The organism is Cedecea neteri (genome assembly GCF_000758305.1).
GTDB lineage: Bacteria > Pseudomonadota > Gammaproteobacteria > Enterobacterales > Enterobacteriaceae > Cedecea > Cedecea neteri_C.
In genome coordinates, this window is sequence record NZ_CP009458.1 from 3,552,260 (window position 1) to 3,573,734 (window position 21,475).

Annotated in this window: 18 protein-coding genes; 13 read left to right on the top strand and 5 right to left on the bottom strand. The window is 54.4% G+C overall.

All coding sequences use genetic code 11. The features are described 5' to 3' along the window. The 3 genes from LH23_RS16600 to LH23_RS16610 all read left to right on the top strand — a co-directional run bounded on the left by LH23_RS16600 (position 1) and on the right by LH23_RS16610 (position 2,844). Positions 1 to 1,371 (top strand): efflux transporter outer membrane subunit, encoded by a 1,371-nt coding sequence (locus tag LH23_RS16600; protein ID WP_039293486.1) that lies wholly within the window; start codon positions 1 to 3, stop codon positions 1,369 to 1,371. A 135-nt stretch (positions 1,372 to 1,506) separates the two neighbouring features. After that, positions 1,507 to 2,424 carry a DMT family transporter gene (locus tag LH23_RS16605; RefSeq protein WP_039293487.1) on the top strand — a complete coding sequence of 306 codons (918 nt, stop codon included), beginning with the start codon at positions 1,507 to 1,509 and terminating at the stop codon, positions 2,422 to 2,424. Between the two features lie 69 nt (positions 2,425 to 2,493). Then, a complete protein-coding gene (locus LH23_RS16610; RefSeq protein ID WP_039293490.1) occupies positions 2,494 to 2,844 on the top strand; it encodes an MmcQ/YjbR family DNA-binding protein in 351 nt (116 codons plus the stop codon). 46 nt (positions 2,845 to 2,890) lie between these two features. On the opposite strand, the gene LH23_RS16615 is transcribed toward LH23_RS16610, so the two are convergent. Beyond that, the gene (locus LH23_RS16615; RefSeq protein WP_039293493.1) at positions 2,891 to 3,361 is read right to left on the bottom strand and encodes a YhcH/YjgK/YiaL family protein; all 471 of its coding nucleotides are present in this window, start codon (positions 3,359 to 3,361) and stop codon (positions 2,891 to 2,893) included. Between the two features lie 309 nt (positions 3,362 to 3,670). Between LH23_RS16615 and LH23_RS16620 the strand changes: the two genes are divergently transcribed. From LH23_RS16620 to kduD, 4 genes are all read left to right on the top strand, one after another. Next, complete coding sequence (locus tag LH23_RS16620; RefSeq protein ID WP_039293496.1) at positions 3,671 to 4,468, top strand: IclR family transcriptional regulator; 798 nt, start codon at positions 3,671 to 3,673, stop codon at positions 4,466 to 4,468. A gap of 113 nt (positions 4,469 to 4,581) precedes the next feature. Then, positions 4,582 to 5,562 carry a 2-keto-3-deoxygluconate transporter gene (gene kdgT / locus LH23_RS16625; RefSeq protein ID WP_039293498.1) on the top strand — a complete coding sequence of 327 codons (981 nt, stop codon included), beginning with the start codon at positions 4,582 to 4,584 and terminating at the stop codon, positions 5,560 to 5,562. A gap of 111 nt (positions 5,563 to 5,673) precedes the next feature. Next, on the top strand, positions 5,674 to 6,510 hold the full coding sequence (gene kduI / locus LH23_RS16630) for a 5-dehydro-4-deoxy-D-glucuronate isomerase (RefSeq protein WP_039293501.1): 837 nt from the start codon (positions 5,674 to 5,676) through the stop codon (positions 6,508 to 6,510). 27 nt (positions 6,511 to 6,537) lie between these two features. Next, on the top strand, positions 6,538 to 7,299 hold the full coding sequence (kduD, locus tag LH23_RS16635; protein ID WP_039293504.1) for a 2-dehydro-3-deoxy-D-gluconate 5-dehydrogenase KduD: 762 nt from the start codon (positions 6,538 to 6,540) through the stop codon (positions 7,297 to 7,299). 81 nt (positions 7,300 to 7,380) lie between these two features. Here the strand turns inward: kduD and LH23_RS16640 are convergent, their stop codons facing one another. Next, the gene (locus LH23_RS16640) at positions 7,381 to 10,452 is read right to left on the bottom strand and encodes a beta-galactosidase (RefSeq protein ID WP_039293507.1); all 3,072 of its coding nucleotides are present in this window, start codon (positions 10,450 to 10,452) and stop codon (positions 7,381 to 7,383) included. A gap of 110 nt (positions 10,453 to 10,562) precedes the next feature. Beyond that, the gene (locus LH23_RS16645) at positions 10,563 to 11,642 is read right to left on the bottom strand and encodes a LacI family DNA-binding transcriptional regulator (RefSeq protein WP_039293510.1); all 1,080 of its coding nucleotides are present in this window, start codon (positions 11,640 to 11,642) and stop codon (positions 10,563 to 10,565) included. Positions 11,643 to 11,713: 71 nt separating this feature from the next. On the opposite strand from LH23_RS16645, the gene LH23_RS16650 reads away from it, so the two are divergent. Together LH23_RS16650 and LH23_RS16655 are read left to right on the top strand one after the other, a co-directional pair. Continuing rightward, complete coding sequence (locus LH23_RS16650; protein WP_039293511.1) at positions 11,714 to 12,331, top strand: glutathione S-transferase family protein; 618 nt, start codon at positions 11,714 to 11,716, stop codon at positions 12,329 to 12,331. Positions 12,332 to 12,406: 75 nt separating this feature from the next. Continuing rightward, entirely contained in the window at positions 12,407 to 13,219 is an 813-nt protein-coding gene (locus LH23_RS16655; RefSeq protein ID WP_039293514.1) for an arylamine N-acetyltransferase family protein, read from the top strand. A 415-nt stretch (positions 13,220 to 13,634) separates the two neighbouring features. On the opposite strand, the gene LH23_RS16660 is transcribed toward LH23_RS16655, so the two are convergent. After that, positions 13,635 to 14,276 carry an HD domain-containing protein gene (locus tag LH23_RS16660; protein ID WP_039293517.1) on the bottom strand — a complete coding sequence of 214 codons (642 nt, stop codon included), beginning with the start codon at positions 14,274 to 14,276 and terminating at the stop codon, positions 13,635 to 13,637. A 113-nt stretch (positions 14,277 to 14,389) separates the two neighbouring features. Here LH23_RS16660 and LH23_RS16665 point away from each other — a divergent pair, with 113 nt between their 5' ends. After that, on the top strand, positions 14,390 to 15,343 hold the full coding sequence (locus tag LH23_RS16665) for a GlxA family transcriptional regulator (protein WP_039293520.1): 954 nt from the start codon (positions 14,390 to 14,392) through the stop codon (positions 15,341 to 15,343). A gap of 2 nt (positions 15,344 to 15,345) precedes the next feature. On the opposite strand, the gene LH23_RS16670 is transcribed toward LH23_RS16665, so the two are convergent. Then, positions 15,346 to 17,388 (bottom strand): choline transporter, encoded by a 2,043-nt coding sequence (locus LH23_RS16670; protein WP_039293523.1) that lies wholly within the window; start codon positions 17,386 to 17,388, stop codon positions 15,346 to 15,348. Positions 17,389 to 17,679: 291 nt separating this feature from the next. On the opposite strand from LH23_RS16670, the gene betI reads away from it, so the two are divergent. From betI to betA, 3 genes are read left to right on the top strand one after another with little or no spacing between them, the layout of a single operon-like run. Next, complete coding sequence (betI, locus tag LH23_RS16675) at positions 17,680 to 18,276, top strand: transcriptional regulator BetI (protein ID WP_039293527.1); 597 nt, start codon at positions 17,680 to 17,682, stop codon at positions 18,274 to 18,276. A gap of 16 nt (positions 18,277 to 18,292) precedes the next feature. Then, on the top strand, positions 18,293 to 19,765 hold the full coding sequence (gene betB, locus LH23_RS16680) for a betaine-aldehyde dehydrogenase (RefSeq protein WP_039293531.1): 1,473 nt from the start codon (positions 18,293 to 18,295) through the stop codon (positions 19,763 to 19,765). Positions 19,766 to 19,784: 19 nt separating this feature from the next. Next, entirely contained in the window at positions 19,785 to 21,470 is a 1,686-nt protein-coding gene (gene betA, locus LH23_RS16685; protein ID WP_039293533.1) for a choline dehydrogenase, read from the top strand. Positions 21,471 to 21,475 lie beyond the last annotated feature (5 nt).

Genomic DNA, 21,475 nt, shown 5'->3' on the forward strand with positions numbered 1-21,475 from the left:
ATGAAAATTTTATCACCTTTGGCTTTGTGCCTCGCCGCCGCGCTCAGCGCAGGCTGCGCTAATACGCTGAAAAGCGACTATCACGCGCCGGAAGTACGCTATCCCGTCAGCTGGGACAAGAGCGATGCTACCCACGACCTGGCGCCGTTTGACTGGCAAGCGTTTAACGATCCCCATCTCGATAACTGGCTGCGCCAGGTCATGGCAAGCAATAACGATGTCGCTATTGCCGTGCTTCGGGTATACCGGGCGCGACTCGACGCGGAAAGAGTCGGTATCACCAACGATCCCGGGTTGAAAGGTTCATTGGGTGTAGACGGGAAAAATCAGCTCAATAACTCGTCCGGCTGGACAAAAGGCAGTAGCGCCAGCCTCAGCACCAGCTATGAGCTGGATCTCTGGGGCAAAATAGCCCGCCAGCGCGATGCGGCGGAGTGGGCAAGTCATGCCAGCGAAGAAGATTTACGCGCCGCACGCCTGACGCTGCTTTCCGAGGCCAGCAATAATTACTGGCGCATTGGCTTTGTGAACCAGCAGATTGCCGTCCTCCAGCAGAGCATTGGCTATTCAAGAGAGACGCTGCGTCTGGCCGAGTCTCGCTATCGTGCAGGCGGTGCTTCCGCGCTGGATGTCGTGGACGCGCAGCAAAGTTTGCTCGCGCAGGAAAACCGACTTACCGGGCTGCAGCGAGATCGTCTGCAGGTGCTGAACCAGCAGGCCGTATTGCTGGGGACCGCTCCGGGCAGCTCAGTGGTTGAGCCAACAAAACTGCCCAACGGCCCTCTGCCGCAAGTTAACGCGAATATTCCTGCCAGCGTACTGAGACACCGACCTGATATCAGTGCGCAAGAGTGGCGGGTACATGAAGCCCTGGCCAACGTTGATATACGGCGTACCGAATACTATCCCGCGTTCACCCTGACGGGGTCGCTGGGTTCCGGCAGCAGCACGCTGCTGAACGTGCTGCATAATCCCATCGCTTCCGTGGGCGCAAGTCTGACGCTGCCGTTCCTGGACTGGCGGCAGCGGGGCGTGGAGGTGAAAATCGCCCGTAACGATTACGAGCAGCGGGTGCTGGCGTTTAAACAGTCGCTTTATAAAGCCATGAGCAGCATTGAAGACGAACTCTCCCTGCGCAGTCAATTGCTGGAGCAGGAAATAAGGCTCCGGGAGGGGCTTGAGCTTGCGCGTAAGTCAGAGCGCTTAAATGAAGTGCGCTACCGTCAAGGCGCGGCACGTATTTCATTCTGGCTCGATGCCCAGGAAAAACGCCGCCAGGCAGAACTGTTGCTGGATGAAAACCGCTTTAATCAGTTCCAGAATCTGGCAAAAATTTATCTCGAGTTTGGCGGGTCGTCTACTTTCCCCTAAATCTTGCTAACTAATTCTCCTCAAACAGAAAACGGTTTTTCTTTCTCCGGCGCTCGTTTAAAGTCTTGCTGGTTTAGCGTGTTTAAACGAACAAAATGATAAACGAGCGCTTATTTTATGGGGAAGGGTGAAGGCATGCGTGTGTCAGATTATATCAGGCTGTTATTTCTTGCCGCAGTATGGGGAGCCAGCTTCCTTTTTATGAAAATAGCCACGCCCGAGTTTGGGGCGGTAAACACAGCTTTTTTGAGGGTGTTTTTTGGTTTTGTCGGGCTGGCGGTGATTCTTGTCACCCTTAGATCTTCTTTTCGCTTTGAGGGTAAATTCCGTTCGGCGCTTATTTTAGGCGCGATTAACTCCGGGCTGCCTTTCTTTATGTATTGTCTGGCCGCAAAATGGCTACCGGCCGGATACTCCGCTATTTTAAACGCGACCACGCCGCTAATGGGCGCCATTATTGGTTTTTCTTTTTTTGGTGAAAAATTAACGGCACGAAAATGGCTGGGGGTAGTGCTGGGCCTGGTGGGGATTATGGTGATTACCTCGGTCGGTGACGCACAGTCAAACGAGGATAAAATCGCCGGGATTATTGCCTGTTTGGTCGCCACGAGCTGCTACGGCGTGGCGGGCTTTTTAACCCGCCGCTGGATCTCCAACAAGGGCGGGCTTAACCCTAAAATCGTCGCATTTGGCAGCCAAATTGGTGCCGTGCTTTTCCTGCTGCCGTTCTTTGCCTGGAGCGTGGCGACCGGTCCTTCCATAAACTGGTTACAAGGCAATGTCTGGTTCAGCGTGTTGGGATTAGGTATTCTCTGCACCGCCGTGGCCTATATTTTTTACTTCCGTTTAATCGCCGATATCGGGCCATTACGCAGCCTGACGGTGACCTTTTTAATTCCGCCGTTTGGCGTGCTGTGGGGATACCTCATTTTGCATGAAACCATCAGCGAAGTATTTATTATCGGCGCGGCGATTGTCTGTTTCTCCGTCTGGCTGGTGATAAGCCCGGACAAGAAAGTGCTCTCTCCCAAAGTGAATCCGAACATCCGCTAACGAATAATTGTAGTTATACTAGCCGCGAGCCCGGATAAGTTTTCCGGGGCACGCGGTTAAGGAAAAACGATGAAACGAGAAGCGCTGTTCGCGGCGGTGTTTGACAAGTACCAGGTTGAGCCGGACTACCCGTGGGATAAATTTAAGGATTACGCCGTGCTCCGGCATCGCTATAAGCGTAAATGGTTTGGCGTGGTGCTGAGTATTTCCGCCGCAAAACTGGGGCTGGAAAGCGATGAGGTGGTTGATATCCTCAACGTGAAAGTCATGCCTGGCGCCGTTGGTTCGCTGAGAATGCAGCCCGGTATTTTACCCGCTTACCATATGAACAAAGAGCATTGGGTAACGGTGTTAATTGACAAGGTGCCGGATGAATTCATTCTGGGGCTTATCGACGAAAGCTTTAGCCTGACACGGTAGTTTTATTATCCCGGGCATAATATTAAATAAGATGCCCGGGGGCGTATTACAAATAATCCTTCGCTATTTTAATGACCGCTTTTTTGACTGGGGCGGCATTGCCATTAATCATGCAAAGTGGCTTATGAACTTCACCGGGATAAAAAATAACAAAGTCCCCGACATTCAGGTTAATAATCCTTTCATCATCCGGCGTTTTAATAAAAGCAATATCACTTTTTGCCAGCTTATCCTCCATCATTTCCGTATGTAGTGGCTTCAGGCTAAAAGCCATACCTTCTTGCCCACTTAGCACAAGCTGAACGTCCAGATATCTTTCATGATACTCCGGGAGCGCATCCCAGGCGGATCGCGTATTACCCTCAATGACTAAAGCCCACACACTCTCGCCTGCAACCGCGTATTTCCCCGTCGGAGAATCGGCATTGATATTCTTCAAAACATAATCCAGGGCCTCGATTATTTTCGATGGCAGCCACGGATTTAAACCTAGCTCATTAATGTTTCCAACAATCATATAACATCCTTTATTCAATACGGGCGGGAACGTCTTTTTTATTAAATAGCCACCATTAAAAAATAAAGATATTAGTGAAATATGGAAATGTGATCTACTTCACGCATTTAAATTATAAATAACCTGGCAGGATAATAAGTTGCTTCCCTTAACGTTTTTTAGGCTAATTTCCGTATATTGTTTCACATATGAGTTGCACTGTTCTATATATGAAACAAAACGACGAATTAATTCGCAGTAAAATAAGTTCGATATATAAAACAAACGAGCATTCTATATATAAAACAAATAATCAAAGCGGAAATAAACATGCGTATTCCAGAGAGCCTAAAAGAGAGCAAAGCCCCCGCAGCCGTCAGGCTGGTGGCTATTCTTGATTTTATTGCGGAGAAAGGTAGCGCCAGTTTTAGCGAAATCAGCACCCAACTGGCGATCCCAAAAAGCAGCACGCACCATTTGCTGGAGGTGCTGTGCGCCACGCAAATGCTGCGTCTTCGCGTTGACGGGCGTTACGCGCTCGGGCTGCACCTGTTTGAGCTGGGTGGCCTGGCGGCCAGCGGGCTGGATATTCGCCTGGAAGCTATTCCGTACCTGCACGAGCTGGTTGAACTCACCGGGTTGACCTGCCATCAGGGCATTATGGAAGGTGATGAAGCATTTTTCCTCAGCAAAATTCAGTCGCCACAGGCGATTATATTGACGTCCTGGGAAGGGAAGCGCATTCGGCTACACAGTACGTCATTAGGGAAAATTCTGCTGGCCTGGCGTCAGACAGAACAGGTTGAGCAGATTCTGGCGAAGGCTACTTTCGTGAAAAAAACGGAAACTACCATCACCGATAAGCAGCGCTTTATTGAGCATCTTGCCTTAGTGAGGCAGCAGGGCTGGGCCTACGATGACGGCGAGAACATTAATGAAATTCGCTGTATTTCCGCCCCGGTATTTGACACCAAAGGTGACGTACTTTGTGCCATTGGCCTGACGGGAATGGTTTCTCAATTTACCAATGGCAAAAAGGAAGAGTATTTAAGCCATTTACTGGCGACCACCGAGCGAATATCAAATGCAGTTAATTTTGGTATGAAGTCCAGGGCCGTAAGTCAGTAGCTAGTCTGTATTAATTAAGTCGTAAATTATCCGTGAATTATTCACGGAGGTTTACTTTTGGGGTTTTTCAATAAAATGGTTAATTTCTTTTATCTTTTACTGAGGAAACAAACATGCAAATCAAGAAGGCAATAGACAAAATCCCCGGGGGATTAATGCTTGTGCCGCTATTTTTAGGTGCCCTGTGTAATACATTTGCTCCCGGCACCGGTAAATATCTTGGCTCATTTACCAACGGGCTAATTACCGGGACGGTACCGATACTTGCCGTCTGGTTCTTTTGTATGGGGGCATCCATTGAGCTTAAAGCCACGGGTACTATGTTGAAAAAGTCTGGTGTCCTGGTGGTAACCAAAATAGCCACTGCATGGGTTGTGGCGATGGCCGTCGGGTCGTTTCTGCCGCTGAACGGCGTTGAGGCCGGGATTTTTGCCGGGATCTCAACGCTGGCGCTGGTTGCAGCGATGGACATGACAAACGGTGGGCTGTATGCCGCGCTGATGAATCAGTACGGTTCTAAAGAAGAGTCAGGGGCGTTTGTGCTGATGTCGCTGGAGTCAGGGCCGCTGATGACGATGGTTGTGCTGGGCACCGCGGGGATTGCCTCTTTCGAGCCGCAGCTGTTTGTCGGGGCGGTGCTGCCGTTCCTGGTGGGCTTTGTACTCGGTAACCTTGATCCAGATCTGCGGAAAATGTTCGGCGGGGCGGTACAAACGCTGATCCCGTTCTTTGCCTTTGCACTCGGTAACACCATCAAACTACAGGTGATTATCGAAACGGGTTTTGCCGGGATATTCCTGGGCTTTGCGGTGATTATCATCACCGGCATTCCTTTAATCCTTGCGGATAAGTTCCTCGGGGGTGGCGACGGTACCGCAGGCGTGGCGGCGTCCAGCACGGCTGGTGCGGCGGTGGCCACACCGGTATTGATAGCGCAGATGGTGCCCGAGTTTGCGCCAGCGGCTCCTGCGGCCACGGCTCTGGTAGCAACCAGCGTGATCGTGACTTCCGTAGTGGTGCCGATTATTACCGCGCTTTGGGCTAAACAGGTTAAAAAAGAAAAGCTGGAACAAGAGGTGATTATCGCGAAATAACGGGTGCGTTAATACCGCTTAAAAACACATTTAATTAATAAATACTCTAATGGCATCAATTACGCCAGGGGCCCACTCGCATTAAAATTGACGTTAACTAAGGAATTAAATATGGATATCAGACAAAGTATTCACAGCGATCACGCTAAAACGCTGGACACCGCTGGAATTAGAAAAGAGTTTTTAGTTGAAAAGATTTTCGAAGCCGATAAATACACGATGGTTTACAGCCATATTGATCGCATCGTGATTGGCGGCATTATGCCGGTGAATAAAAGCGTTTCTATTGGCGAAGAAGTGGGCAAACAGTTCGGCGTGAACTATTTCCTAGAACGCCGCGAGCTGGGGCTGATTAATATCGGCGGTGCGGCCGTGATTACCGTGGATGGCACCGAATATCGCGTAGAAAAAGAAGAGGCGATGTATATCGGTAAAGGCGCTAAGCAAGTGATGTTCACAAGCGTGGACAGCGCAACACCCGCCAAACTCTATTACAACAGCGCCCCGGCACACCATACGTACCCAACCCGCATTATCACAGGCGCAGATACGGTGGCAGCGCCGTTGGGCAGCGTGGAAAGCTGTAATAAGCGCACCATTCGTAAGTATCTGGTGCCGGAGGTCCTCGACACCTGCCAGCTCAGCATGGGTATGACCCGCCTTGAAGAGGGCAGCAACTGGAACTCGATGCCCAGCCACACCCATGAACGCCGCATGGAAGTCTACTTCTACTTCGACATGGATGAGGACACCATCGTGTTCCACATGATGGGCAAACCGCAGGAAACGCGCCACGTTGTCCTGCACAACGAACAGGCGGTGATTTCGCCGAGCTGGTCCATTCACTCGGGCGTCGGAACCAAACGCTACACCTTCATTTGGGGCATGATCGGCGAAAACCTAACGTTCGACGACATGGACCACATCGCTATGAAAGATATTCGCTAACTCGCTATCGCACGTAAGGAGTACACCATGGTTTTAGAAAAGTTTGCTTTAACAGGAAAAGTAGCGTTGGTGACCGGCTGTAACACCGGGCTGGGGCAGGGCATGGCGGTTGGCCTGGCCCAGGCGGGCTGCGACATTATCGGCGCAAATATTGCCGAACCGGTGGAAACCCGCCAGCAAATTGAAGCGCTGGGGCGGCGTTTCGTGAATATCGCCGCCGACCTGGGCCGCTATGAGAATCTGCAAAACGTGGCTAATGAAGCCGCCGCCGTTTTTGGGCGCATAGACATTCTGGTGAACAACGCCGGGATCATTCGTCGCCAGGATGCCCTCGAGTTTTCCGAACAGGACTGGGACGACGTGATGAACGTGAACGTCAAAACGGTTTTCTTCCTTTCTCAGGCGGTGGCGAAGCAGTTTATTAAGCAGGAAACCGGGGGCAAAATCATCAATATTGCATCGATGCTTTCATTCCAGGGCGGGATCCGCGTGCCGTCCTATACGGCGTCCAAAAGCGGCGTCATGGGCATCACCCGGCTGATGGCGAATGAATGGGCGAAACACAACATCAACGTCAATGCGATTGCGCCGGGCTATATGTCCACCAACAACACCGCGCAGTTAAGAGCGGATGCGGAACGCAGCAGCGAGATCCTGGAGCGTATTCCTGCGGGGCGCTGGGGGCTTCCGTCTGACCTGATGGGGCCGGTTGTGTTCCTGGCTTCACCGGCGTCGGACTACGTTAACGGCTACACCGTTGCCGTCGACGGCGGCTGGCTGGCTCGCTAAAGTTGCTGACGAAGAGGGAAAAAGCGTGGTTTTTCCCTCTACGTGGTGAAAGGCTGCCTGGGTAACAGGCGGCTTTTTCGCTTACTTTTTCTGCCAGCTAACAGCGTAGTGATAATGCGTCCCGGAGAGCAAAAACTCCGGCGAGACGCTCGGACTCCAGGAATCATCCCCACCCACGCCCATATGATAGCCGTCGATATTCAGCCAGCAGCCTTCTTCTTCATTTAACAAATGCCGGTGCGTGGTTTCCCGCAGCTGTTTTTGGCTGTAGCGGCTGATGTTGAAGTGAAACGCCCCTCGCCAGCGGTGGCTGCCGTATTCAAGTCGTGAAGTGTCGCAGCGCAGGCCATTTTCGCTCGGGAAAACATAAGGCGTGTACATGTCGGCCAGCGGCAGCGTCCATTGGTCAAACAGCGCCGAGCTTTTACGGTCGGGGTAGTTTTCATGTGGGCCACGGCCAGACCAGGTCACCTCAGATTCAATATCTGCAAGCTGGCAGCAAAGACCAATGCGTGCGGGCGCTGGCGTGCCGAAGGCAATGCCCACATCCACCGTAATATGCAGCTCACCCAGGCTGTCGATGAGATAGTTTTTGTGGCTGATAAACAGCGTTTTACCGTTGCCCTGCCAGCGATGAACGGTGCGAACCAACACGCCGTTGCTCAGCCTGTCCACGTCGAAACTCAACAATTCCGTCTTCAGGTCGTACATGCCTGCGGCCTTCCAGCGTTCCACCCAGGCATTAGGATCAATGTGCGCGGCCTCGCTAATGCCGATGTCATTATCCAGCGGCGCACGAGTGAAGTTATCCTGCAAAGGCGTGAGCAGCGCAGGGCGTTGATGGCTAAACCACTGGCTGAGCAGGCCGCTTCTACGCTCAAAACGCCAGTGCTGATCGCCGTGGAACACATCAACGTGCCTGTCGTCCATTTGCATCAACGGAGCAGAACCGGCGGGAAGGGTCGTGGGCTGCGCTAACGCTGACGGCAACTGCCACTGCGCCTGAGCGCAACAATGCCCGGCTTCGCTCCATGAGGTTGCCTTTATCTGCCGGATTTCAACATTCAGCCAGAGATCGCCAGGACAGCTTATCTCCGGCATAACAAGCTGAAGCACGCAGGTTTGTTCTGGTTCCAGAGCCAGTGCCAGTTCACCGCTGGACAGCAATTCACCCTCGCTTTTCAGCATCCATACCAGGCGTTCGTTATCGCTTTGGCGGAACAGGTATTCGCTGGTCACTTCCAGTCTGTTGTCCGACAGCAGGCGGAACTGGAAGAACTGCTGCGCATATTTCGCTTCATGTAACGCTGGATGCGGCGTGCGGTCGGCGAAGACCAGACCGTTCATGCAGAACTGCCGATCGTTTGGCTTGTCGCCAAAATCACCGCCATAGGCGGCCCAGGGCTGGCCGCTTTCGTCATATTTCACCAGCGACTGATCGACCCAGTCCCAGACAAAACCGCCCTGCAGCCGTGGGTGCTGGCGAAATGCCTCCCAGTACTTGCTGAACCCGCCAAGGCTGTTGCCCATCGCGTGGGCGTACTCACACAGAATCAGCGGGCGGCTTTCTTCAGGCAGCCCCAGCCATTTCTTTATCGACCACTTCGGCACCTGCGGGAAGGGCTGATCCTGATCGACCCTGGCGTACATCGGGCAAATAATATCGGTGGCCGCCGTGTCCGCGCCGCCGCCTTCATACTGCACTGGTCGGGTGGGATCGTTGGATTTTATCCAGCGGTAGAGCGCGTCGTGATTACTGCCGTGGCCGGATTCGTTGCCGAGCGACCAGATGATAATGGACGGATGGTTGCGATCGCGCTGCACCATCCGCGTCACGCGCTCGGCCATCGCGGGCAGCCAGGTCGGGTTGTCGCTAAGGCGATTCATCGGCACCATGCCGTGGGTTTCTATATTGGCTTCATCCACGACATAAAGGCCGTAAAAATCGCACAGCTTGTACCACAGCGGATGATTGGGATAATGGGAACAGCGCACGGCGTTGAAGTTATTCTGCTTCATCAACAGAATGTCACGCCGCATGGTGTCTTCATCCATCACCTGGCCGTTTACCGGATGGTGTTCGTGTCGGTTGGTGCCACGTAAAAGCAGCGGTTTGCCGTTGAGCTTCAGCAGCCCGCCGGTAATCTCCACTTTGCGGAAACCAACGTCATAGCCTTCAGCTTCAAGAATATCTTCACCTTGCTTCAGGACAACGATCGCCCGATAAAGGTTTGGCACTTCTGCGCTCCACAGCAGCGGTTGTTCAACCGGCAAGCGCAGGGTAGTGCGGTCATGATAAGCGCCGCGTTCGTCAATAATTTCGCTGCCGATGGGGTACTGTTTTTCTGCCAGTAGCGCTTCTCCGCGCCAGAGCTGTACCAGCACTTCGCAGGCGCTGAGGTTCTGGCCCTCGAGCTTCACTAAAGCCCGCAGCTCGCCGCGTGAAAAATCGTCGTTAAGATCGGTCTGCAGCTGCACGTCGGCGAGGCGTGTGTCCGGCTTATGCAGCAGCGAAACATCCCGGAAGATACCGCTCATGCGCCACATATCCTGATCTTCCAGGTAAGTGCCGTCGCTCCAGCGCAGAACCATCACCGAAATGCGGTTATGGCCGGTGTTTAGTACAGCGCTGAGGTCAAATTCAGAGGGCAGGCGGCTGTCCTGGGCGTAGCCGATCCAGATACCGTTGCACCACAGATGAAAGGCGGAGTTTACGCCATCAAAAATAATCCTCGTTTGCCCGCTCGTCAGCCAGCTTTCATCCACATTAAATGTGAGCGAGTAACAGCCGGTGGGGTTTTCCTGCGGGACAAAAGGGGGATTAACCGGGATCGGGTAAGTAATATTGGTATAAACAGGCGCATCATAGCCCAGCATTTGCCAGTTCGACGGGACGGGAATAGCGTCAGCATTGGGAAGATCCTCGCTGAGCCAGCTCTCCGGCACCGCTTCGGGACGAGAGAAATAACTGAAGATCCATTCGCCGTTAAGAGCTTGTCGCGATGGTGAGCGCTTATCATTCCTGGCATCCTCCAGCGAACGCCAGCTGGAAAATGGGGGATGCGCCGCCAGCGAGTTAAGCTGGGTCACGCCGGGGGATTCCCAGTCGCGGCGGGCCAGCGTGGCATGGAGTGAAGGTGATATGTTGGTCATAGTGATGCGCCTGCGAGAGAATTGTTATTCGCTCACAATTTAACGCTAGTTGTTCAGGAGTAAAGCCATCGCGCCGCATTCGGTGATGGGCTTCACAAAGAACCCCGGTTTTATTTCAGGCGCGAAATCTGCTGCGCGAGGCGAGTAAGCTCGTCGGCCAGCTGTGCTGCCGTGGGCTGCATCAGGCTACCCGGTGCGGCGGTCGTTTTGCGTTCTACGAGGTTGACAGGGTGCAACGCCGCTAATTCGCCTCCCTGATGAATTAGCGTCACTATGCCGTTCACGCTGGCTTCTCCGAGTTGCCTGAAATCCTGCCGGATGGTGGTCAGCGGAGGAAGAAAGCAGGCGCTGTCTGCGGTGTCATCAAAACCAATAACGGAAATGTCCTGCGGCACCGCGAACCCGGCTTCGTGAATGGCACGCAGCGCGCCCAGCGCCATCTGATCGTTAGCCACAAGGATCGCCGTCGGCTTCTGCTCATCGCGTAAAAGCTGGCTAACCTGCTGGTAGCCCGAAAGGGAACTCCAGTCCCCACGCATAAAAGCCACCGGAGAAAGCTGATGCTGTGCCAGAGCACGCTGCCAGCCTTCACGCCGCAACCGGGCGGAGACTGAATTTTCAGGGCCGGCCAGCAAGGCAATATGGCGATGCCCAAGCGTCACCAGATGTTTCACAGCAAGCTCAGCCCCTGATGCGGCGTCGGTAACAATGTGATTAGCTTTCACTTCAGGCGAAACATCAAGGAACAACACGGGAACATAGCCGCAGGCCGCCTGTACGGTCTCCACTTCCGCCGTTTCCAGCGGAATGTTCACAATCAGCCCGTCAACGCGCTGGGCAAGCAGGCTATTCACGGCGGCGCAGGCCGCATCCACACCAGGCTGTTCAACCATCGAAATCATCACGTTGAACTGCAGCTCACCGGCTTTGGATTTTATTGCCGCCGCGATCTGTGAGGGGGCATGCAGGGAAAGTGTGGTGGTCGCCAGGCCAAGCGTCTGGCTGAGTTTCCCCGCCAGCTGCTGCGCCACGCGATTCGGCACATAGTTCAGCGCTTTCATTGCGGCTTCAACTTTTTGCCGGGTTTTTGCTGAAACATGCGAAGCCTGGTTGATCACTCGCGAAACGGTTTGATACGACACGCCCGCCGACTCGGCAACATCGTACAGTGTCACAGATTTCGCTTTCATTGCAGGCTTCCTTCTCGCAGACGCTGGTAGGGCGGCTATTCTACACATAACGCGAAAGCCGGGAGAAACTTATGTACAAACTGTATGGCGTGTCGAGTTTTGGGTCGGCCATTACTGAATTGATGCTAACGCTGGTTGAGGAACCTTACAAATTCATTGACGTTGACGGGTTTGACACTCCCGGGCCGATGCGGGATCGGCTGCTGGTGATTAACCCGCTGGCGCAGGTGCCAACCCTTGTGCTGGACAACGGGGAAGTACTGACCGAAAGCGCGGCCATCGCGCTCTGGATCCTCGATCGCCACCCGCAGTATGCCCCGCCCATTGGCACACCGGAGCGGCAACAGTTTTATCGCTTGCTTATCTGGATTGTGGCCAACGTTTACCCCACCTTTACCTACGGCGATTACGGTGAACGCTGGGTAGAAGAAGAGGCCACGGTGCTAACCGAAAACCTTTATCGCTACCGTGAATCGCTGTGGCTGTGGTTTGAAACGCAGCTCGGTGCCGGCCCCTATATTTTTGGCGAACAGCTGACGCTGCTGGATTTGTATCTGCCGGCGATGACCCGCTGGCGGCCGCGGCAGGCCTGGTTTGACCAACACACGCCCAAGCTTGCCGCCGTGGCAAATCAGGTTCGCGCGCTGCCGCAGCTTAATAAAGTGTTGGGCAGAAACGGCATGCTTTAAAGCACTAACGATCATCCGCCTGCGGGCTGCCGCATTTATAGTGAGGCCATTCATTCGCAGCAGGGAATCCGCAAAATGGCATTAGATCTGGGGCTTTATTTCGACCGCATTAACTATCACGGGCCGCGCGAGGCCACCGTAGAAACGCTACGTGCGCTGCATCTGGCGCACGCCTGCGCAATTCCGTTTGAGAATCTGGACGTTTTGCTCGGCAGAACACTCCATGTCGACGACGAGAGCGTCTTTGAAAAGCTGGTTGTGGCCGGGCGCGGCGGCTGGTGTTTTGAGCAAAACGGCCTGTTCAGAAATGTCCTCGCCGGGCTTGGGTTTGAGGTGGAAAACTTAGCGGCGCGCGTGCTGCTGGCCAACCCGCCGCAGATGCCCGCCAGGACGCATCGCCTCACGAAGGTTACCGTCGATGGACAGGACTGGATTGCTGACGTTGGTTTCGGGGGCAAAACGCTGCCCGAACCGGTTCGCCTGGTGGAAGGTGAGATGCAGCAGACGACGCATGGCGTTTACAGTTTCGAACGAGTTGAGCACGACTGGCTGCTGAAATTCCATGATGCTGACAAGGTGATTAACCTGTATCGTTTTAGCCTCGAACAGCAGTACGACTCTGATTACGAAGCCGGGAACCACTACGTGGCTACGTGGCCGCATTCGCACTTCCGCCACTGCCTGACGCTGAGTTTGTACAAGGCCAATGGCGAAAAGAATACGCTCTATAGCGCCGGGGAAAACGCACCGGTCTTTACCCATGCACAAGAGGTTTATGACCTGCTGCAGCAAAACTTCAATTTGCGCTTCGATCATCCGCGCCACGGCATCAGCCTCGAAGAGTTTTCAGCGATGCTGATACGGATTGGCGTGATAAAACCAGCCTGATATTTCCGCTTAAACGCCGCAGTTCGTGCCAGCACGCTGCGGCGATCCTCCGCGATCGTAAAATCACACCTAAAAACTCAAAATAAAATAGCGACGGTACGCGCGTAGATGGTGGATATATCTTGTTTCAAAACCAATGCAAGGGTAAAAGGCCGAATAATATGAGGAATATTCAAAAATTGACGTTACTTTGAAAATTTCCTTTATCAATTTGAGCCTTTTTCTTTTAGCATAACGGCGGTTCTCATCAGGCGGCACAGCGGTTAACACAGGTTATGAAAAACATCTTTCTGGCAATTATCCTTTCTCTTATGGTTATTGGCGCTTTTGCTCACGATCCGCAGCCGGGTACCGGCCTTGATACTCTCGCTTCTGTACAGGGCAGGTGACAGCTAAGCCACCCGCCTGACGTCGCTTAGCCCGCCCAGCGGGAAGCTCGAATAATGCTGCAGAAGTTCAGCGGTTCGAACCCAGGTTCTTTATCCTGAATGACATCGGCCTTCACGTTGCCAAACGTGGTGGCCGGTTTGTTTTTAATCCCGTCGTAAAACGCCTGAATAATCTCCTCTTTAAATGCCGCCGGGCGAGGGTGCAGTTTCACCACCTGCTCACGCTGCTCGTCGCTGAATTTATCGTAATCAATCCCCAGCACGTCCATTTCTACGCCCGCCGTCACCAGCGCAATTTCCGGGGCCATAAACTCAGGAATACCCGGCGTGGTATGCAGGGCAATCGCCGTCCACACTTTGTCGATATCGGCCTGGTTGACGCCGTACTGGCGCATAAAATCCTGCGCGGCAAACGCGCCGTCCACTTCAAAACGCCTGTCGCAGCTGCAGTGTTCGTGGGTCAGCCCCATATCGTGGAACATACAGCCGATATACAGCAGCTCATGGTCAACCTTCAGTTCACGCCGCTGCCCGGCCAGCGCCGCCCAGTAGTAAACCCGGCTGGAGTGGTGGAACAGTAAATCTGATTCCGTGTCGCGTACCAGCTGGGTGGCCTCACGCGCCATTTTGGTGTCTGGAATGGCGATACCGTTAATTTTTAAGCTCATCTCTTTCTCCTCATGTGGGTGTTGGAGTAGCATAGGCCGCAGTTGAAATGTCTCAAATAGTCACATAGCGACGATTTAAGACTTATGCCGCAGTTCGCGACGTGGAGAAAAGAATGGCGCATCAAATCCTGATCCTGGCGGTACCCGGCGTTCAGCTGCTGGATGTTTCGGGGCCGCTGGATGTGTTTGCCGAAGCGAACCGGGTGCTGCACCGCGAGGTTTACCAGCCACAGATTATTGCGCTGGAAGCCCCGACTATTGTTGCTTCTTCCGGAGTGAAAATGCTGGCTGACGATGTGCTTGAAACGGCAGTTAGCGGCCGGGAAACCACCTTTCTTATTGCCGGTGCGCCGGATGCGGCAGACAGAACGTTGAGCCGCGAACAGTGCAAAAAAATGACCGCGCTTTGTGCCCGGAGCCGCCGCTTTGGCTCCGTCTGTACCGGCGCGCTTTTGCTGGCACAAACCGGATTATTACAGGGCAGGAAAGTCACTACTCACTGGTCAGCTGCATCGCTTTTAGCGGCGCGTTACCCTGAAACGGAAGTGACCGCCGATGCGCTTTACGTCATGGACGGAGCCTTACGCACGGCGGCAGGTGTGACTTCAGGGCTTGATCTCGCACTAAGGCTTGTAGAGGAGGATCTGGGCCGGGAAGTCGCGCAGGACGTCGCGGCCAGGCTGGTGATGTTCTTCAAGCGTCCAGTGAACCAGAACCACTTCATCCGCGAGCAGAAAACCTCACTCAGCGGCCGTAGCGCGCTGCAGGATCTCCAACGCTGGACCATCGCCAACATAACGGAAGTTGCCACGGTGCAGCAGATGGCGGCACATATTCACCTCAGCGTGCGGCATTTAACACGCCTGTTTCATCAGGAAATGCAGATCACGCCGGGCGACTGGCTGGAAGCGGAGAAAGTGGCAAGGGCGAGGCAATTGCTGGAATCAGGAGATCTTCCGGTAAAAGCCATTCCTGCAGCAAGCGGCTTTTCCGGGGTAGATACGCTGCGGCGGGCGTTTGTGCGCCGAATGGGCATAACGCCCGCCGCGTATAAAAAGATTTGCTAACGCTACACGTTCGGGAACGTAATGCTGTTCCCCGGTGCCTCACGGTGCAGGTGGATAAAGTTCAGGTGGCGTTCGTACTGGTCGAGAATGTCGATGATCACCTGTTCTTTGCTGTAGTCCATCAGGTCATTGCCCTGGCTGCCCTCCAGCAGGAAGGTTTCCAGTCGGTAATAGGTCGATTTGCCGCTGCGGGCCCGGTAGGTAAAGCCCGGCACCGAGTATTTCTGCGGCCAGATCTGGTAGACGAAGTTTTGCTCGTCGCCCATATGCACCCGCAGCTCCAGGTGCCCCAGCTTCTCATCCGGCAGCGGCGGCTCAACGGAAAGTTCCACCTTCGCGCCACGCAGCTCCAGTTCCTGAGAAACCTCTTCCATTGCCGGGTAGCAAACGGTGTCCATCATCTTCTGGGTATAGCGCGTGCCAGGGTAGTTCATCAGCCGGGACAGGCGCTTTTTCCAGCCGAGGCGATCCTGCGCGGTCATCATGTACGGCGCGGTGTCGCGACTGGCGCTGACGCGGCGGTAATCCTCTATTTTCAGAGATTTGTACAATCCGGCCATCACAAAGAAAATCACGAAGCTGAACGGCAGGCCCATAATCACCGTCATGTTCTGCAGCGCGGAAATGCCGTTGGTCATCAGCATCCCCATGGTCAGCAGGCCAATCGCAATGGACCAGAAGATACGCAGCCAGTTGGGCGCATCACTGTTGATGTCCTTCAACTTAGAGGTGAAATTCCCCAGCACCAGCGCACCTGAATCCGCCGAGGTGACATAGAACAGCAGGCCGGTGATCGTCGCCACCGAAGCGCTGAAGGTAAAGCCGGGATATTGCGCCAGCAGGCTGTAGAAGCCACGCTCCGGGTGGGCCATCGCTTCCTGAGCAAATGTACCGTCGCCGTGAATAATTTCGTAGAGCGCGCTGTTACCGAACACCGACAGCCAAAGCAGGGTAAAGGTGAACGGAATAATCAGCGTGCCGAGCACAAACTCACGAATGGTGCGGCCACGGGAGATTCGTGCGAGGAACAGGCCAACAAACGGCGACCACGCTACCCACCAGGCCCAGAAGAACAGGGTCCAGTTGTTCATCCATTCCACCGGGCGGTCAAACGCAAAGCTGTTAAGCGTCATGCCCATAAAGCGGTTGATGTAATCGCCCACGTTCAGCACCAGCGCGTTCAGCAGAAACTCGGTGTTGCCCATGAACAGCACGAACAGGATCAGCCCCAGCGCCAACGCCACGTTCAGCTCGGAAAGAATTCGAATGCCTTTATCGACGCCGGAGGTCACCGAAATAGTGGCGATAATCACCGACAGCACGATCAGTGCCGCTTTGGCCCCCAGGCTGTCCGGGATATCAAACAGCACGTTCAGCCCATAGTTCAGCTGCACAACGCCAATCCCCAGCGTAGTGGCGATGCCGAAAATGGTGCCGATCACCGCCGCGATATCCACCGAGTGACCAATCGGGCCATTAATTCTTTTGCCAAAAATAGGGTACAGCGCCGAGCGGATCGTCAGCGGCAGGTTATAGCGGTAGCTGAAATAACCCAGCGCGATGCCCATCAGCGCATACATCGACCAGCCGGTCAGGCCGTAGTGGAACAGCGTCCAGACCATCGCCTGGCGAGCCGCTTCAATGGTTTGCCCGGCACCTTCCGGCGGCTGCATATATTGCGTTACCGGTTCGGCAACGGAGAAGAACATCAGGTCGATGCCTATCCCGGCGGCAAACAGCATTGCCGCCCAGCTCAGCACGCTGAATTCAGGCTTCGACTGTTCCGGCCCGAGCTTGATGGAGCCGAAACGGGAACAGGCGATAAACACCACAAACACAATGTAGAGCGTAGCGGCAAGCAGGTAGTACCAGCCAAAGCGAGAGGAGACCCAGTTCAGGGTATGACTAATCAGATTTGCGGAGAAATCGCTATAAAAAATGGTCATCAGGGAAAAGCACAAAATCAGCCCGGCGGACGTGTAGAACACCACCGGGTTGATTTTGTCTTTTTCGCTGGCAGCAGAAGCAGTAACGGGATTCGTCATCGATTACCTCAGGTTAAGTAACGGTGACTACTCAGATGAGCAGTTAAGTTTTTCTTGTGAATGCAGGTGAGATTGTTTTTTAACAATTCCATAATCAATTTATGGTCTTAAATTGTTCATTGATATTAATATATTGAATATATTCAAATAAAATCCTCATTTTTATTGTTTGGAATGCGAACACATCGCTGTTTTCTTGCCTTTGCGTAACAATTAATACACATTTTATATTGAACGTTCAATCAATAAACGCTTAAATAGATAACAATTACTGATGAATGGAGCAGGGCGATGCCGAAAAAAGGTATGCAGCCGATACGGCGGCGACAGCTGATCGACGCCACATTAAACGCCATAAATGAGGTCGGCATGCATGATGCCACGGTGGCGCAGATTGCCCGCCGGGCCGGGGTTTCGACCGGCATCATCAGCCATTACTTTCAGGATAAAAACGGCCTGCTGGAGGCCACCATGCGGGACGTCACCGCCCAGCTTCGCGATGCGGTAGTGGGGCGACTGAAAGCTTTACCGGGCGCTTCTGCCGAACGGCGCCTGTGCGCCATCGTGGATGGCAATTTTGACGAAACGCAGACTCACAGCGCGGCGATGAAAGCCTGGCTGGCATTCTGGGCCAGCAGCATGCACCAGCCGATGCTCTACCGCTTACAGCAGGTGAGCAGCCGCCGCCTGCTGTCCACGCTCACCGCCGAATTCAGGCGCGAGCTGCCGCAGGAGGAAGCCAGGCTGGCGGGTTATGGCCTTGCCGCGCTGATAGACGGCCTTTGGCTGCGAGCAGCCTTGAGTGGCAAGCCGTTTGACCGCAAAGCGGCGAGCGTACTCACCACGCAATTTATCAACCAGCACCTGGTTGCTGCGGTGAAAAAGTAATTAGCAAGGAGAAATCATGTCCCGATTTGGTGAACAACAGCTCTATATCGACGGCGCTTACGTGAATGCGCTCAGCGGTAAAACGTTCGAAACCATCAACCCGGCTAACGGCGAAGTGCTGGCGGTCGTTCAGGCCGCAGGCCGGGAAGACGTTGACCGCGCCGTAGCTGCGGCGAAGAAAGGGCAGAAAATATGGGCAGCAAAAACGCCCGTTGAGCGTGCACGCATTTTGCGCCGTGCGGTCGACATTCTGCGCGAGCGTAACGATGAGCTGGCCGAGCTGGAAACGCTCGACACCGGCAAAGCTTTCAGCGAAACCTCCAGCGTGGATATCGCCACCGGTGCAGACGTGCTGGAATATTACGCCGGGCTGACAACCACCCTGGAAGGCCAGCAGATCCCGCTGCGGGATACCTCATTCGTCTACACCCGCCGGGAGCCATTGGGCGTTGTGGCTGGCATCGGCGCATGGAATTACCCGATTCAGATTGCGCTTTGGAAATCTGCCCCCGCGCTGGCAGCGGGCAATGCGATGATCTTTAAACCGAGTGAAGTGACGCCGCTTACCGCGCTTAAGCTAGCCGAAATCTATACCGAAGCCGGGCTGCCGGACGGCGTCTTTAGCGTGCTACCTGGCGTTGGCGCAGAAACGGGTCAACTGCTGACGGAACACCCTGGCATCGCCAAAGTTTCCTTCACCGGCGGCGTTGCCAGCGGCAAGAAAGTGATGGCCAACGCTGCGGGTTCAACGCTGAAACAGGTCACGATGGAGCTGGGCGGCAAATCACCGCTGATTATCTTCGACGATGCCGATCTTAACCTGGCGGCAGACATCGCGATGATGGCTAACTTCTACAGCTCCGGCCAGGTCTGCACCAACGGCACTCGCGTATTTATTCCCGCGGCGCTGAAAGCCGAGTTTGAGCAGAAAATTATTGAACGCGTCGGTCGCATTCGCGCCGGTGACGTGATGGATCCGCACACCAACTTTGGCCCGCTGGTCAGCTTCCCGCACCGCGAAAACGTTCTGCGCTACATCGAATCCGGCCGCGAAGAGGGCGCCACGCTGCTGTGCGGGGGCGACAAGCTGCGCGGAGAAGGTTTTGATAACGGTGCCTGGGTTGCGCCCACGGTGTTCACCGACTGCCGCGATGAGATGACAATCGTCCGCGAAGAGATCTTCGGGCCGGTGATGTCGATCCTTAGCTATGAAACAGAAGAGGAAGTGATTTGCCGCGCCAATGATACGGATTATGGCCTGGCGGCAGGCGTGGTCACTAACGATCTCACTCGCGCACACCGCGTTATCCATCAGCTTGAAGCCGGGATTTGCTGGATTAACACCTGGGGTGAATCTGCAGCAGAGATGCCGGTCGGCGGCTACAAGCATTCCGGCATTGGCCGCGAAAATGGCCTGATGACCCTGCAAAACTATACGCAAGTTAAGTCAATCCAACTGGAGATGGGCACCTATCAGTCAATCTTTTAACCCCACCTGAGGAGGATGAATGGAATTTGATTACATCATTATTGGAGCTGGTTCCGCAGGTAATGTTTTAGCTGCACGTTTAACGGAAGATCCTGATACCACCGTCCTGCTGCTTGAGGCGGGCGGCCCGGACTACCGCTTTGATTTTCGCACCCAAATGCCCGCGGCGCTGGCGTTCCCGCTGCAGGGCAGGCGCTACAACTGGGCCTATGAAACCGACCCCGAGCCGTTTATGAATCACCGCCGTATGGAGTGCGGGCGGGGCAAAGGGCTGGGCGGTTCCTCCCTGATTAACGGCATGTGCTATATCCGTGGGAACGCGATGGATCTCGACAACTGGGCGTCGATGCCGGGCCTGGAGAACTGGAGCTATCTGGACTGCCTGCCGTACTACCGCAAAGCGGAAACCCGCGATATTGGCCCGAATGATTACCACGGCGGCGAGGGCCCGGTGTCCGTCACCACACCGAAGCAGGGGAACAATCCGCTGTTTCACGCGATGATCGAAGCGGGCGTTGAGGCGGGCTATCCGCGTACCGATGATCTGAACGGCTATCAGCAGGAAGGCTTTGGGCCGATGGACCGTACCGTGACGCCAAAAGGCCGCCGCGCCAGCACCGCTCGTGGCTATCTTGACGAGGCAAAGCGCCGGGATAATCTGACCATTGTGACCCATGCAACCACCGACAGGATTATTTTTGATAATTTGCGCGCGGTTGGAGTGGAATACCTTGTGAACGACAGCACGGTGCATTCCGTAGCCAAAGCGCGCAAAGAAGTTCTGCTGAGCGCTGGCGCGATTGCTTCGCCGCAAATTCTGCAGCGCTCTGGGGTGGGCGATGCAGAATTCCTGGCGAGCATTGAAATCCCTGTGGTTCATGACCTGCCGGGCGTGGGCGAAAACCTGCAAGATCACCTGGAAATGTACCTGCAGTATGAATGCAAAGAACCGGTGTCACTTTACCCGGCGCTGCAATGGTACAACCAGCCCAAAATAGGCGCAGAATGGCTGTTCAACGGCACCGGCGTAGGCGCGAGCAACCAGTTTGAAGCGGGGGGCTTTATCCGCAGCCGCGAAGAGTTTAGCTGGCCGAACATTCAGTATCACTTCCTGCCGGTGGCGATTAACTACAACGGCTCAAACGCGGTGAAAGAGCACGGCTTCCAGTGTCACGTCGGCTCTATGCGTTCTCCAAGCCGGGGCCGCGTGAAGCTGAAATCGCGCGACCCGCACGAGCACCCAAGCATACTGTTCAACTATATGTCCCACGAACAGGACTGGCAGGAGTTCCGCGACGCGATTCGTATTACCCGCGAGATCATGCAGCAGCCCGCTCTGGATAAATACCGAGGCCGTGAAATTAGCCCCGGCGTTGACTGCCAGACGGACGAACAGCTGGATGAGTTTGTGCGTAACCATGCGGAAACCGCTTTTCACCCGTGCGGCAGCTGTAAAATGGGGCACGATGAAATGGCCGTTGTGGACGAGCAGGGCCGGGTTCACGGCCTGCAGGGGCTACGCGTAGTGGATGCTTCCATCATGCCGCAGATCATTACCGGCAACCTGAACGCCACCACCATTATGATCGGTGAAAAAATTGCCGATGCCATTCGCGGCAAAGCGCCTCTGCCGCGCAGTACCGCCAGCTATTACACAGCGGGGCAGTCGCCGGTGAGAAAAACGCCGGTGCGAAAAATCCAGTAACCATT

Excerpts from the sequence above, each read along its gene's own strand:
- betI (WP_039293527.1), top strand. The coding sequence starts at position 17,680 with ATGCCGAAAAAAGGTATGCAGCCGATACGGCGGCGACAGCTGATCGAC.
- LH23_RS16670 (WP_039293523.1), bottom strand. The coding sequence starts at position 17,388 with ATGACGAATCCCGTTACTGCTTCTGCTGCCAGCGAAAAAGACAAAATC.
- LH23_RS16605 (WP_039293487.1), top strand. The coding sequence starts at position 1,507 with ATGCGTGTGTCAGATTATATCAGGCTGTTATTTCTTGCCGCAGTATGG.
- LH23_RS16600 (WP_039293486.1), top strand. The coding sequence starts at position 1 with ATGAAAATTTTATCACCTTTGGCTTTGTGCCTCGCCGCCGCGCTCAGC.
- kduI (WP_039293501.1), top strand. The coding sequence starts at position 5,674 with ATGGATATCAGACAAAGTATTCACAGCGATCACGCTAAAACGCTGGAC.
- LH23_RS16645 (WP_039293510.1), bottom strand. The coding sequence starts at position 11,642 with ATGAAAGCGAAATCTGTGACACTGTACGATGTTGCCGAGTCGGCGGGC.
- LH23_RS16650 (WP_039293511.1), top strand. The coding sequence starts at position 11,714 with ATGTACAAACTGTATGGCGTGTCGAGTTTTGGGTCGGCCATTACTGAA.
- betA (WP_039293533.1), top strand. The coding sequence starts at position 19,785 with ATGGAATTTGATTACATCATTATTGGAGCTGGTTCCGCAGGTAATGTT.
- LH23_RS16640 (WP_039293507.1), bottom strand. The coding sequence starts at position 10,452 with ATGACCAACATATCACCTTCACTCCATGCCACGCTGGCCCGCCGCGAC.
- LH23_RS16660 (WP_039293517.1), bottom strand. The coding sequence starts at position 14,276 with ATGAGCTTAAAAATTAACGGTATCGCCATTCCAGACACCAAAATGGCG.
- LH23_RS16665 (WP_039293520.1), top strand. The coding sequence starts at position 14,390 with ATGGCGCATCAAATCCTGATCCTGGCGGTACCCGGCGTTCAGCTGCTG.
- kdgT (WP_039293498.1), top strand. The coding sequence starts at position 4,582 with ATGCAAATCAAGAAGGCAATAGACAAAATCCCCGGGGGATTAATGCTT.
- LH23_RS16615 (WP_039293493.1), bottom strand. The coding sequence starts at position 3,361 with ATGATTGTTGGAAACATTAATGAGCTAGGTTTAAATCCGTGGCTGCCA.
- LH23_RS16655 (WP_039293514.1), top strand. The coding sequence starts at position 12,407 with ATGGCATTAGATCTGGGGCTTTATTTCGACCGCATTAACTATCACGGG.
- betB (WP_039293531.1), top strand. The coding sequence starts at position 18,293 with ATGTCCCGATTTGGTGAACAACAGCTCTATATCGACGGCGCTTACGTG.
- LH23_RS16620 (WP_039293496.1), top strand. The coding sequence starts at position 3,671 with ATGCGTATTCCAGAGAGCCTAAAAGAGAGCAAAGCCCCCGCAGCCGTC.
- LH23_RS16610 (WP_039293490.1), top strand. The coding sequence starts at position 2,494 with ATGAAACGAGAAGCGCTGTTCGCGGCGGTGTTTGACAAGTACCAGGTT.
- kduD (WP_039293504.1), top strand. The coding sequence starts at position 6,538 with ATGGTTTTAGAAAAGTTTGCTTTAACAGGAAAAGTAGCGTTGGTGACC.